The organism is Paenibacillus sp. IHB B 3415, assembly GCF_000802655.2.
In the GTDB taxonomy this organism is placed as follows: domain Bacteria; phylum Bacillota; class Bacilli; order Paenibacillales; family Paenibacillaceae; genus Paenibacillus_AQ; species Paenibacillus_AQ phytohabitans.
The window spans coordinates 1-13,734 of record NZ_JUEI01000118.1 but is presented as its reverse complement, the minus strand read 5'-3'; the positions used below and the strand labels follow the sequence as shown (position 1 = coordinate 13,734).

Sequence of the window (13,734 nt, the reverse complement as noted above, 5' to 3'; positions counted from 1 at the left end):
GGGGGCATGAAGTAATGGATTGTCTACGGGGTTCAGTCCTGATCCTTATTCTTTTTCCTATACTCTTCTTTGATTCTCTCAGCCTCAGCCCACTCCTCCGGCGGAGTGAAGTACGCATCATACTCCTTCAGCGCCTCCGGCGACTGCTGCTCTCTCCATTCCCGTAAATGAATCAAGTAATCTTCACCATACCCCATTCTCCAGCCAATGCTGAACGGCTCAATTTCAGGATACACCAGCCATTGCGGCAGCAAGAATTCTGGCACATATTCATCTAATCCGTTCCGAATCTCCATCAGCAGCTTGCCCAGCATATTGCCGCCTTGGCCGTTCCCCCCATCTCCCCAGTACGCATCATTGGCCGTATGTTCAACTAAGGTACAATCGCCTGTCGACAAAAGGATGGACTTAATAGCGGGATGCTGCTCAACCTTAGCCATCAGCGCTTCTCTCATGACCTCAACCTTGCATGCTTCCCAATCGGAACGAAGCGGCTTACTCCGGTCCCGCCCCAAGCGTGCTGTCTCCATCGGCGTTCCGGCGAGCCGGACCTCTTCCTCATGCTCAGTACCTGCGAACTTCTGCGCCTGAAAATAATGCTCCGTGGTTGCCCACGCCTTGCCTTTTAACACAATGGGGTACTTGGCAAAATTAGAGAAACAACCGTAAGGCATATCTGTTTCATAGAAGCGTATAAAGCGTTCTTCGGGATTGAGAGCCAGCAGCTTTCTTCTGTTGTCTTCAAGTATCTTCTGGATGTGTTCCGGGGTGTTCATAATGAGCGTGCCTCCTTGTCCGAATATCATCTAACCGTCATTCAAGTTCATAGTAAATCTACAAAAACGCACCAAAATACAACTCTACCGCCTCACGAGAATAGCCGTCTTCTCCCTGCCACTCAGCCATAGAGTTAAAATCAGAACTCCCGCCTCTGCGCTTCCGGGGTGTGTCCCGCGGTACCAGCAATCCGGCATAGCCCCATATCTCCATGATTACATCCCGTTCATTCTTACTGGAAGGAACCACGTCCTTCCACCGCTTCTCCAGCATCCGTGCACTCTCATGGTCCGCACAATTCCGGATCGCTTCTAGCATTCCAGAGAGTATAGCAGCATCCTCGGCAGTACTCTCGAACTCTTCTTCTTTACTGAATAATTCAAGGTCCAGCCAGCAGTATAAAAGCCAGTTCAGACGAATCCCACCCCATTTGACCCGTTCGAAATTCAGCACATTCAAATCCTGATTAATATATTCCCTATCAGACATTAATCTGTAAAAGTTACAATCCCCGCAGCTGCTATAATTGGGCCGCACAACACTCCGCTGCTCATAATTATGTAATAGTAGCGCGGAAGTCAGAGCCCAGCTTGACAGGGCGCTCCGCAAATAGACCTTCTTCGTCGACAGACTGTGCAGGAATGCGGCAGCAACCCGCTCCTTAGTGATCGTCTGATGCAGCTCATGTAGCCGCAAGACAATCTCGTCATGAGTAATCGTCACAGGATCGAACATCAGGCCTGTGCTTTTGGCATAGTCGAAATCCTCACCGGCAAAGGCAGCAGGACTACTCTTCCAGCCGGCTGAGGTCCAGAAGGTGTTCATGAGGATTTTCTTTGCTTTGTTGTCCATGGGTTCACTTCCTCGGGTTTGGCTTAATCGGCTCTATAGCTTAGTTCTATAGCTTCTATGTAATTACCTGTTTTCCGGAACTTTGACTAAGCTTAATTCTATCTATCCGCACTAAAATAGACCGCCAGGAGGCGATCTACTTATTACTGCCGATAAGCGAGCTTAACCGCTCCAGGAGGTCTCCACCGCCGGTTACAGAGATAGAGCCGATTTTGTCGCATATTTTCTCGAGGAATTCCAGCTCCTTCAGACGGAACAGTGTCTGATTCTCATCCATCAGCTTCGCTGTATTCAACAGGCTGCGCGTGGAAGCCGTCTCTTCCCGGCGGGTAAGCAGGTTCGCCTGCGCCTTCTTCTCTGCGAGCAGCACGGTGTTTAGGATGTCTTTCATTTCCCCCGGCAGAATTACATCCTTCACCCCCGCCCCGAGGAAACGCACCCCGAACGCCTCTTCCTTCTCCTGGATACGGGACAGAATGAAGGTGGCAACATCCTCTTTTCGTTTCAGAAGATCGTCCAATTTCAGCGTCCCGACATACTCCCGGAGCAGGAGCTGAAGCTGGATGTGTATCTGCTCGTCAAAAGCCTTCATCTCCAGAACGCGGTGCGGACTTACGATTTTGTACTGGCATACGAAGTTCAAACGCAGTGTAACCTTATCTTCTGTCATCATTTCCTGGCCAACCAGATCCATCTGCTGTTGTCTTAGATCGACCGTCTTCGTCAGCACCGAGACCGGACCCTTCCAGAAATAATACTTACCAGGCGTAAGCTCCCGCTTGAGCGTATGATCATAGAACAGGAATCCCTGCTCGTAGCTCGCAATTTCAGAGCACTGCACATACGGAGTAAGCTTCGAGATAATCGAGCGGTCGATCCCGGCAGGCAGCTCCGGTTGTCTGGTATCCGTATGTACGAAGGTGTGCTTCTTCAGGAGGTTCCAATAAGCATACACACCCGGTTTCAGCACTTGCATGAATTGGCCATCCTCATAGTGCAGAACAATCTCATGATCCTGTACGCGTACGACATCGAGCTCCCGGAGGAGTTCATCATCCTGTAGGAACAGCTGCAGGTCTTTACCCTCGACACTAAACGGTTTGGCAATATTCAGTACTGCCACTGTATGCTGCGACCATGATAAGTAACGGTAGGTTCCCGGCAGCAGCCGCTTCACATAACTTCCCTTATGAAAGAGCAGACCGCGCTGGTCCGCTTGAATCGTTATTTGCTTCAACATATGTATGCCCCCTTCATGATTGGCCAATGGATGACAGAATCCCGCTGCAGCTCAGGCGGAATCACGTTTGAGACAGGCGGTCTGCCGGGAGGTCCGGGAGGACACTTAACCCCGAGGCTAACCCATACTTCAGCTGGCCTTCGTTCCCTTTTGTCCCTGCCGAATTCTCCCTGCAGCCATACTATCGGTATCCACGGATTGCAAAGCCCTTCCGCAGTAGCGCTATACCAGCCGCCAGGGATTCTGTCCATTGGTTTCCTTACTCAGATTTTGCTTCAATAGTCGCTCGATGGAAATCGAGTACTCTACCAGAATCGCTCCCAAGGCGATTGGGGAATCGAACCCCAATAGTGACTCTTACCGAAACGGACCGTACAGGATACCGTAACATACATGCCGGCACTGCGGGATCACCCGAGATCCCCGCCTCGTTACGCCCGCCCGGATAAGAACCGGATGTATGATGAACGCGCTCGGCGTTATCATCTTACAGGTTCTATCATCGCTGAAATCATGCTGAACGAACATGGCGAAAGTATTACGACGGAAGAATAAATTTCCAGGGGGCAGTTTGGGATGCATAGAAAAAAGCCCAAAGGCAGGGATGGAAAGCCTGCGCTTGAGCTTTTTTTGGAGGACTCGGTTCGTATATTCAAAATTTTCCATTCATGATATAATCGCAGAAGCAATGGAAGGCTTATATGGGCGGTCGGCTAATCTCCCGGAAGGGAGGTGACGCCAATGGAGGTTTATCAAGCATTGTCCCTGATGTTCATGTTCGGCATGTTCATTATCGCGCTGCTAAATTACCTCAAAAAGAAATAGACCGCCCTGCTCAAGGGAAGCGGTCTATTCTTTGACTGGTTTACCTTTAAAAGCCTCCGCCCTTAAAAGCGGCTATTGCGCAGAGAGTCGTGTTACCAGCACGGCTCTCTTTGCCATTGTACGCTGTTTCTGAGTTCATTATACCATGGTGACAATGTTTTACAACGTAAAACACAACCATGGATTCACTTTCTTCACTCTATTTATTTCACTATATATTCCTAACCTCCACAACCCTACCCAAATCTACATACTGCTCATGATCCAGCTTCACCTTAACTCTGCCCTTGCGGCGCTTCTCCCGCCATTCCCGCAGCGCTTCCTCCGTTTCCAGACGGAGCTCGGCAATTTCCAAGGCCCGGTCGAGGATGTACTTACTGGTGTAGAGCACCGTGAGAATCCCTTGGCCCCCCAGCGTAATAGGAACAGCTAAGCTCTTCCATTCCTCAACCGTGAATCGTACATACAGATCCTCCTCGGTACCCGGCCGACAAGGGACTTCCTTAATCTCCTTACGCCGCAGCACTTTCCAATCCGCTACCTTCCCTACCCAGTGAATGCCTGTTTTGGCGGGATCAATGAACTTCTTTCGGGATTGGCACATCGCTACGTATTCGATCTGGGTAAGTATCTTCTGGCTGGCAAGATTCTTAAGCGGCATATGATAAAAAGCCTTCCGCACCGCAACCGCCACCTGCTCCGGCCCCCGGACAGAACCGACCAGTACATTTTTGCCTGCAAGCTGATTGGCATAGTATTCCTTCGTACCGCGCGGACGAGTCGAGCGTTCATAAGCCTTCTCTGGACTATCCTGAATAATCTCAGCCAGGAATTGCTCCACCAGGCTTGTGGAATTCGGCAGGAACGGCAAGGCGCCAATGTTCAGCAGCCCGATGCTTTTGTAGAAACGGTGGGTCTTGTACCGCTCCTCATCAGGGTACGGAAATAACACATATGCCCCGAACATGCTTCGCTCGTATTCCCCGGAGCCTGTCTCCTGATAGACTATAGCGTCCCGGTAGCGGTGCATCGTATTAATATCATCCTCTTCCGGCCCAGGCTGTCTATATTTCTCATAATAGGAAGTCCCCTCATACGCCGGATTTAACCGATACTTCGCATCGAACACATACTTATACTCCTTGATCTGGCCAGCATCCTTCTTCTTCAGAGTAAGCACATTGTCAGGACGTTGACTTAGCGTTGGGGTCCTATCTGTTCCAGGAATCGTATTGTAGTACAGGATGAACTGTTCCCCGTTGACCGGATTCTCATAGACCATCTGAGCACTCTGCGAGCGATCCAGTGTCACAAAGATCCCGTTCCGGTTCACCTTAATGATGTCCTGCTTCACCAGCTTATACTTCTGCCCCAGAAGCTGATTCAGCTTAAGGAAGCACCAGTATTCATAGAGCTGCGCGACATCCTTCATGGATAGGCGAAGCAGGTCACCTTGGATCGACAGGCCTTTGAGCAGCATGAGATAACAGCGATAGACCTCACGGTATCCGGGGGCCATCTGCAACACCAGCGTAACGGACATCTGCTTCAGTGCTCCAGCCTCCCGCAGAAAATCTATCTTAAGCACCCGCTCCAGCTGAGTGAGCATCGTGTCGATTCTTCGGATGAGCAGCGGATCTGAGGTCCGGCTGTTCTCCTTCCAGCGGCTTTTAAGCTCCTTAAGCTTGCCGTGAATACGTTCCAGCATCCAGCAGACGAACCGGTTCTCACTCGTATCATAGGCGAGGCGCTTCCGTGTCTCTATTAAGTGCGATGCTGTGTAGCTCCGGTTGCCGACGGTTAAAAAGCCATGGTTCATGTCTTCTCTTAACCGTTCAGGATGCTTCGCGAGCTCGCGGATGTTCTCTCTTCCGGCTTTTTTGACCCGGCCTGCATCCATTAACCGCCGCTCCTGGAGCAGCGCAACATTAGGATTCTTGTTGATCCGCTCAACGGCATCTAAGAGCTGTCTGAATACATGCTGTAGGATCGCGAAGAACTCCGTCAGGCTCTGATGCTGCGTCTCCCGCAGGCCAGTTAGCTGATAGGTCCGGCGCAGAAAATCAAAAGCCAAATTATAAATCTGCGCATTCACCTCATGCAGAAGGTTCTGGTAATCCCGCTTATAATCCATCTTCGAGGGGAAAATCTCCATCTCCACCCGCAGCAGCGTCTGCCCTTCGCCCCGGATCTCCCATTCCGTCAGCCCAACCTCGTTCCCAAAGTTCAGCACACCTGCAAGAATAGAATCACCCAGGGGCTTAACCGCCTGCCGGAGCAGCACATTGTCATGATAGAAAGTAAGCTTGGCCGCCTTCTTATTCTGAATCACCAGTTCATACGGCTGCGTCTCATAAAAGCAAGGAAAGGATGACTCCCCCGGCTGCCAGTCGATCAGCCCATAGGCTTCAGGCGAGAACACCTTAATCTGCAATTCCCCAAGCCGCTGCGAGCAGGTAATTCCAAGCTGAGCATTCACCCACTCCTGCTCCGGGGAGCGATGAAGCTGCAACGTCTCCACCGTAGGGTGATAGGGCCGCCCCTGCACAAATAGCGTAAAAAGCTCCGTCTCGATACGGAGCAATTCCACCGCCTGATTAAGAGAGCCAGTATGAGGTGAATCCATCTTCCTCCAGCCTCCTAAGCATATAAGCCAATTTACGGGCACTTTGCGGATGCTTAACCCCAGGCGGATTCTGTCCGGCAGCCCATTTCAGATAGAGCGGCGAAGCATCATCGTCCATGAGTTCTTGAACATTAATCGCAATGCCGGCACCGCTACCTATCGCAACCTTCATCAGGCCCAGCAGAACCCGGCGCACCGAGGAATGACTCCCCTGGATACGCGGCAGAATCTTTTGCAGCAGCTGCCAGTCAAACGCCTCTTCCTCTTCCATCAGGCCATACCGTTCGTTATAGATCATATAGAAGCAAATCGCATCCCGCACCCGGAAGCCCACATGAGCATGGATATCCTCTAGCAGCGTATTGATCTGAACCAGTCTCTCCGTGGTCCGCACAACGAGCTCCTGATGGGTATCATAAGCATCCACCAGCTGCAAATAATCAGAACGGAGGAAGAGATGATTCAGCTCATTAAGATCAGCGGGATCACCCGCGTCCTGCTCAGCCCCTTGCGGGTACTGCTGCAGATTGATGTAATTGAACTCCAGGGTGCTTGCGCGGTCGAGAACTTTTTTGCTAAAAGGATGCGTCGTCTCGTCCATATTCACCGTCCCGATCAGGAACACATTCTCCGGGATGCCCAGGCCGCCATAGGTCGCTTGATCCTCAGGTGTACCCAGCAAGGCACGAGAGATCAGCTCCTGCGTCTGAATCTCACTCTCCCGCCACTCCTGCGTCTCCAGCACACTCAACAGATCACTGAAATAATGCTCCACCCGGGCCAGATTCATCTCATCCAGACAGATAAAATAAGGCTTATGCCGATTCTCCGGCTGCCGCGCCTCCACGAACACCTGCGTTATCGGACCCGGCTGGAACCTGCCCGACAGATCCTTATACCCCAGCAGATCCGCAGGATCACTCCAATCCGGCCGCACCGGAATCAAGGTATACTGCCCATTATCCCGCGTCGCCCCCAGCGCCTCCGCAAACAGCTTCACCAGCCGCGTCTTCCCCGTCCCCGAGATCCCCGCCAGAATAACAAAAGGCTTCGCCTTCAGCGAGAGGTAGAAGTTCTCGATTAGATGCTCAGGGAAAAAGAAGCCTTGGCGGCGGATGTGGGATTGGATTTGGTGGAGGAAAGCTATAACTTCCTCGTCCTTTAGCGGCCCGGCTTCTTGTGGCAATAGTTTCACTTCCTCGTCAATGGCTTCGTCATCACTGGGAGCAATCACCGATTCCACATATAGACGGTAATCTTCGATTACATTCTCAAGATCTTGAATGAGCTGCCCATCGTTCGGGACGTTTCCTCTTTCGTACTTAATGTAAGCAATCGTCGATACTTGATAATCTTGACCAAGGCCACTATCTACTAGACGAATGTTCTCATCCTTATTCATATTAGTCAGTGCAAGAAGGTCTAGAAGCGCTTCTTTACGGTCTCTCAGATAAGTATAGCCTTCTCTTCGACCATTCTCTTGAATGGGCCTTGTTACACCCTGATTAAACGTAAGATACACAGCACTCATATCTTCAGCAAACAGATATACAATATATTCCCCGTGCTGAGTTGTTTCCGTTATCCGTTTATCCAGAACTGCCAGCCATGGTACCGTTGCCCAATTCCCTTGTCCAACTGAACCTTGAACCTTGTATTGCTCATCTATGAAAGGTAACGCTTTAAGCTCAGAAGGAAGGGTCTGACGAAACAATGCACCCATTGAATGACCCGCGAAGCCTTCCATTTTGGCAGAGGTATACTCCGCCAGGATTTTCTCCAGATAACCTTGCAAAGAGAACCGCTGCAAAGCAGCGTTGTAAGCCCGGAGCTCCTCGTTGGCAAGCCGCTCTAATTGTGAGAGCCCCTCTTCCCCTATCTGTCTATGAATCTGGCTATGAAACCCAATAGTATTATCCTTCAAATCCACAAACAAAATATCCGAAAGTGCATTAACAGGACTGTTAATGATATCTTTCAATCGACTTTTAGATGCTTCTCTCCATAACTTCTTCCCTTGTGGCAAATCTACCCGGTTTCCTCTTTCTTGTTCAGCTATGAAGTAGTTAAGGAACCGCTTTTTAACGCGATCATAAGACACTCGCTCCCGCTTGGACGCTCTAAGCTCTTCAATTAAGGATAGGATTAGGACCATCTTATATGATTTTTGCTTTCGCTTGAATATCTGTGTGATTGTTTCCGGTAGTGGCATGTGAGTCCTCCAAGGTGGTTAACTATTATTAGTAGTTGGATGCTTTTCAAAATGAAGTTAACGAATGGTTGAGTCTGTGACGTTCGACTGATTCAGTTATTCATTAAATATAGCAAAACCTTATCCAGTCTTGATTTACAATATGTATGGTTATTCGACAATATGGGAAAGTATCCCTTCCAAACACAAGAAAAAGGACTGTCGCCTGGACAGTCCAAAAATAAAGTATACGTATACTTTTTTGATTCTTTCTTAATCGGAGAGAATAGAAGGAGCAGTAAAGGCATTTGCGAGCTGCATACCATCTTTTAGTCCTTGTAGATATAGACGTTCATTAAGAGCAGATTGCTTCAATTGCAGCTTATCCTCCCAATACTCAAACTCTGGCATGCGTGCAATATCCATGGAGTCAAACAACGCCTGAAAGGCCTTGCTCTCTTCTTCAAAAGCATGCCTAGACTCAGATTGATATTCAATCTGTGCGGTTACCTCATTCAATCGACCTTGAATCGTTTGTACAAACCACACTGGAAAGCTCACTACATCTCCCCCAAGACAGAAGTTTAAACGAAAAGCCTCTGAATATCCGTTCTTTTCTAGATGCATCTGATTAATGAGTTCATCCACTCTACGACTCTGGGCTTGAACTGCTTCATTGCCGCTCAGTGGAATTCCTTGCTCCAGTGATCTCTGGCCAAGTTCATTCAGCTTGCGCTTTTCCTCCTCATATTTCTGCATCAGATGTTGCATTACAAACCCTCCTTCCTGGAAAAGCTATGTCTGTAGACGATGTGAAGATATTTTAATGCGTTTATCGGTTTATTTTATTTTAATTCGATATCCGCATTAAAACAACAGTTACCTCGCATACAATTTGGTTAAATTGTGAGGTGACACGGAAATGAGACATCGTAAAGAGCCCCCAGGCGACAAAAACATCATCGGGACTCGAGTTGTAGCTATTCGAAAAGCTAAGCGAATGAAGCAAAAGGATTTCCTCGCCAGGTTGCAAACCTTCGGATTAGATATTAGTCCGACTAGTTTATCGAGATTAGAAGGTCAATACAGGTTAGTTCAGGATTATGAAGTGGTTGCCATAGCGAAGGCGCTGGAGGTTTCTGTTGGGGAGTTGCTGGGGGAGGGTGGGTGAAAACTTTGCCTCTTGGAGATTATTATTTCTCTACTTTAAAATAAATAGTGGTCTATGGCCTAAGTTTATATCCGATTGTGTCATCCCATGGGAGGATACAATCGGATATATTACCTTAATATTATTTAATCATATTTACTTTTTTATTAGAGCCTATTCATATCTTCAGTAAATTCTTTAATTCTTTGTTCCTGGTTAAAGAAATGGAAACCCCAGATTTTATAATTGTTATCGTCCGTAAATTTTGTCACGGGGATAGCATCTTTTTCCAGAGACAACAACAATTCTTGCTTCCAATTGTCATCCGTTAATAAATGTGACCCTTTCGGTTCGATAAATATCTGCATCTGGTCGTAGCCGTCAGATGTATTTCGCTGCAAAAACAAAAGATAATCTGGTTCAAACCGATTACCATCTAAAAAGGAAAATATCTTCAGTTTACGCTCATTACGAACCAAAAAAACTTTATCATACTTCTCTTGAAGGCTATCAATGTAAGTTTTGAAATGTGCTACAAAAGCCTTTTCTTCAGATGTCCCATAATTGTCGTTGAATACATACCAATCTTCTTTTGATAAATCAAGTCTCAATGGGGCCGATATTTCTGAAGCCGATTGTGGGACTCCAGCACCATTTCCCTGCGGGTCAGTATAATTCACCTTCTGATTGTCTTTAAAAACCTCATAAAATTTCTTACTTTCAAAAATTTTAGTTCCTTCATAAGTGATTTCAATTGAAGAAATTGATTCTGCAATCTTTGCAAATGTCTGCACACAGGAATTATAGTATATAATCATATCCGGCTCTTGTACCTTACTTTGTATTGCGAGTTTAATATCACCTAAATATTTAGTGGAATGAATAAACTCATGAGTAGAATTTAAATGTGGGAAGTAATTCTTTAATGTGTTAAATTTGAATACTTCATATTTCCTCAACGCTTTATTGACTAAAGAGTAATTTAGTTTCGCAATTTCACTAATGGATATTCTTTTTGTATAGGTTTTCACTTCTCCCTCAACATGACTGTCTTCAAACAAAGTGTCTATAGTTGTTTTCCCTGTATAAATAAATACAGAATACTCTTTATCTCTAATATGCTGTGGAATAGCAAATACATCATTGCGGCTTTTCTCAATTTTATTATTATAAAAAACCAGACCATTTTTATATAAGTCGTTGTTCTTAAAATCTTCTTTAAAAGTATATTGCCGTTCAACTATATTATTAGCCATAATACCAAGTTCTTTTAGGGCAATTGTCAATTCAGAAATAAATTTTGAATCATTTTGACAGTGATAGTAAAGTTCTTCACAAATACGCATAGGGTTGTCTAAATCATTGTCATATTTGCGCTTATATTTTTCTTGTGTTTTATCAACCAAGAAAGGACAATAACGCGCCCCCCGCCCAATAAGCTGCGCTTCTGCCACAGTAGCTTTCCCAGGTTTACCGTTTTTCCCATCGCGCGTTTCGTAAAGCCTCACAATATCAAATAGATTAAGTACATCCCATCCTTCATCAAGCTTTTTCACCTGAAAAATGGCTCTATACGGATTATTTTTATCTTCGAGTGAATTAACAATGAGCTGTACATTCTCTGCCTCATTAGAATCATTCATAGAAATGCAGCGCTCGTTAGAAAATTCTTCTTTCAGCTCTTGTACTAAAACTTCATAAGTAATGTTGTTTTCTTCAAAGTAATTATACATTTTCAGTAGTGTAGGATTGTCTGTTGTTCCCCTTAAGTCCTGTAAATATCTTATTGTCAAATTTGAAATCACTTCTAAAAATGCATTCATAAAAGTTTTGCTCTGCTCTTTGGTAAGTGCCTTAAAAAGCACAACTGGCTTAATATCAAGCCCATGATCTTGAAAAACTTTTAAACGATACTGATTTAACAAAACTGCTTGGATTGCTCTTTGCATCAAAGGAATATCAGAACGCATTGTCTTTACCTCTTTAGAATATAAATCCATTCTAAATTTAGATAAGGGATAATTAAATATTATTTTATTCTCATATTCTTTTCTTATAACTGGATTGTCTAAGTCACAGGTGGCTGTAAATTCAAGCATCACATTGTCTCTGTTAGCACCAAATATAATATTAGCAGTATACTCCCATGAGCGTTCATTTTCGTCTTGCTCTTTCGTTTTTTGTTTTTTAGTATCCACATTCAAGTGGTGAGCTTCGTCAGAAATTAATACGATTTTTTCATCGCGGAAATCCTCAAAAGTAAGGCTGTTTTCCTTTGCATTCCACATGTCACTATGTAATCCTTGAATGGTTGTAAAACAGATGTTGATACTTTCCTTATCTGATCCTTGAAAGTTCTCAACTTCCTTTATTTTAATAATTTCTCCATCAATATTAATTTCTTCTTTAAAAAGATATTTTGCTGAAGTCGGATTTAAAAAATTCTCTTTTGTTTTTATTACAATGTTATCTAAATGCACAAAAAACAAAAAATTACGGTAACCCTTCTTATAAAGATAAATAATTAACCCCGCCATCATCATAGTTTTCCCACTACCTGTGGCCATATGGAAAAGTGTTTGAGATGGATAACGGCGAAAACTCTCATTTTCAAAATAAGTAACAAAATTCCTAAAAGCATCAATCTGATAAGGACGCAATACAAACTCGGGATTGATATTCTTTTCAATTAAGGCAGGTAAGGGGACATATGCATCGGGAAAGTTCTTGCCTTGTTCAATTTGTTCAAATAAATACACTTTAACCCCTCCTATAAAAGCTCTTAGTGAACGCCTTATCCTGCCCTGATACAGCGAAATCCTCATCGTCAATATCACATAGGTTGACATATAACATATTTTTATCAATAACAGCCATAAGGAAATTTTTTTTATCTTCAAATGCTAGACGTTGATAATCATCTTTCGACTCTCCAATTTCCTTAACGGCTACTTTAAAATTAATGAATCCCCCAGTGGATTGTATTTTTTCCCAGATGATCCATAATTCATTATCATTCTTTGCATTTTGTATCAACTCAACATATTTCTGATTAAGCTCCTTCAATTCAAAATATACAAAAGATCCGCCACCTTGCCAATTTAGAGCTTGAGAGACACCTCGCTGTTCTCCGTTTATTGTATTTTTCATTCTTTCAACAGTAGTAGTTTTTATATAATCCATCTGCTCTACGCCTATATAATGTCGGTTCATTTTATGAGCAACCGCAGCAGTTGTACCTGAACCAACAAAGAAATCTAATATTAAATCATCTTTATTTGAGCATAATTCCAATATTCTAGAAATTAGTTTTTCAGGCTTCTTTCCTTTTTTCAGTTCTACGCCGCCTTCATTATGTAAATCATTAGGGAGTACATCATCCCAAATATCAGTAATAGGTTGGCTAAATGATAGCTTTCCATCTATTTCAAGTAACCTATCACTTACAAAAAGAATAAGCTTCCCATTTTTTATATAATAAGGTCTTGAATTTTCGCGTTCAAAGTAAAAAATTTTATCTGGATTATCTATTGAATTTTGTTTAGCTACTCTAGCTTCCTGACTTATACTTGCATCGTCTAGTGTAGCAAATTGAACCACTCTCTCAGCATTACTATACACAAAGGTTTCTAACTCAGTATCAAATTGAGCACCATAATGTTTTTTTAATTGGGATTTTTTCACTCCCGTAAATTTCGCAAACTCTTCAAGAACAGTGGTAAACTCCCAATTTTCAATTCCCTTTTCATAATTTTCGATGAAATTCCCATAACGATTATCATATCCTTTTGAAGAGTACACTCTATTCGGCGTCCAGTATTCACTATTTTTAGAGTAAATAATTACATATTCAACAACATTCACAACACCTGGATTTATAACTTTCGCACCGGTCACAGAACCTCGCTTTATCGTTATTATATTTTTTCTATTTTCTTTTCCGAATATCTCATCAAGTAATACAAGCATATATGCTAATTCGTAGTTATCAACAGATACAGCTATTGTCCCCTCTTTACTTAATAACTCAACTTTCGCACCTAGAAAATCGACTTAAACCCTTGAGGGCGTAA

The 13,734-nt window shown here is 44.6% G+C and carries 9 protein-coding genes and 1 pseudogene; 2 read left to right on the top strand and 8 right to left on the bottom strand.

Annotation, left to right across the window (positions count from 1 at the left end):
- Nucleotides 1-32: 32 nt before the first annotated feature.
- From QW71_RS41645 to QW71_RS33490, 3 genes are all read right to left on the bottom strand, one after another.
- Nucleotides 33-776, bottom strand: a complete 744-nt coding sequence (locus tag QW71_RS41645; protein ID WP_063776482.1) for an NADAR family protein — start codon at nt 774-776, stop codon at nt 33-35.
- A gap of 58 nt (nt 777-834) precedes the next feature.
- A complete protein-coding gene (locus QW71_RS33495; protein ID WP_039309702.1) occupies nt 835-1,629 on the bottom strand; it encodes a hypothetical protein in 795 nt (264 codons plus the stop codon).
- A gap of 136 nt (nt 1,630-1,765) precedes the next feature.
- Nucleotides 1,766-2,869, bottom strand: a complete 1,104-nt coding sequence (locus QW71_RS33490) for a slipin family protein (protein WP_039309701.1) — start codon at nt 2,867-2,869, stop codon at nt 1,766-1,768.
- Nucleotides 2,870-3,610: 741 nt separating this feature from the next.
- Between QW71_RS33490 and QW71_RS42080 the strand changes: the two genes are divergently transcribed.
- A complete protein-coding gene (locus QW71_RS42080; RefSeq protein WP_219214875.1) occupies nt 3,611-3,694 on the top strand; it encodes a putative holin-like toxin in 84 nt (27 codons plus the stop codon).
- Nucleotides 3,695-3,905: 211 nt separating this feature from the next.
- Here the strand turns inward: QW71_RS42080 and QW71_RS33485 are convergent, their stop codons facing one another.
- The 3 genes from QW71_RS33485 to QW71_RS33475 all read right to left on the bottom strand — a co-directional run bounded on the left by QW71_RS33485 (nt 3,906) and on the right by QW71_RS33475 (nt 9,282).
- On the bottom strand, nt 3,906-6,320 hold the full coding sequence (locus tag QW71_RS33485) for a restriction endonuclease-like protein (RefSeq protein WP_039309698.1): 2,415 nt from the start codon (nt 6,318-6,320) through the stop codon (nt 3,906-3,908).
- Nucleotides 6,292-8,301 (bottom strand): MrcB family domain-containing protein, encoded by a 2,010-nt coding sequence (locus QW71_RS33480; protein WP_235441620.1) that lies wholly within the window; start codon nt 8,299-8,301, stop codon nt 6,292-6,294. The genes QW71_RS33485 and QW71_RS33480 overlap by 29 nt, the downstream gene beginning before the upstream one ends.
- Nucleotides 8,302-8,784: 483 nt before the next feature.
- Nucleotides 8,785-9,282 carry a hypothetical protein gene (locus QW71_RS33475; RefSeq protein ID WP_038585799.1) on the bottom strand — a complete coding sequence of 166 codons (498 nt, stop codon included), beginning with the start codon at nt 9,280-9,282 and terminating at the stop codon, nt 8,785-8,787.
- A 151-nt stretch (nt 9,283-9,433) separates the two neighbouring features.
- Here QW71_RS33475 and QW71_RS33470 point away from each other — a divergent pair, with 151 nt between their 5' ends.
- Entirely contained in the window at nt 9,434-9,682 is a 249-nt protein-coding gene (locus QW71_RS33470; protein ID WP_039309695.1) for a helix-turn-helix domain-containing protein, read from the top strand.
- 146 nt (nt 9,683-9,828) lie between these two features.
- Here QW71_RS33470 and QW71_RS33465 read toward each other — a convergent pair whose 3' ends face one another.
- Nucleotides 9,829-12,420, bottom strand: coding sequence for a DEAD/DEAH box helicase family protein (locus tag QW71_RS33465; protein ID WP_039309693.1), 2,592 nt, complete (start codon nt 12,418-12,420; stop codon nt 9,829-9,831).
- A gap of 1 nt (nt 12,421) precedes the next feature.
- Nucleotides 12,422-13,678: pseudogene (locus QW71_RS33460) on the bottom strand (DNA methyltransferase); the annotation flags it as partial.
- Nucleotides 13,679-13,734 lie beyond the last annotated feature (56 nt).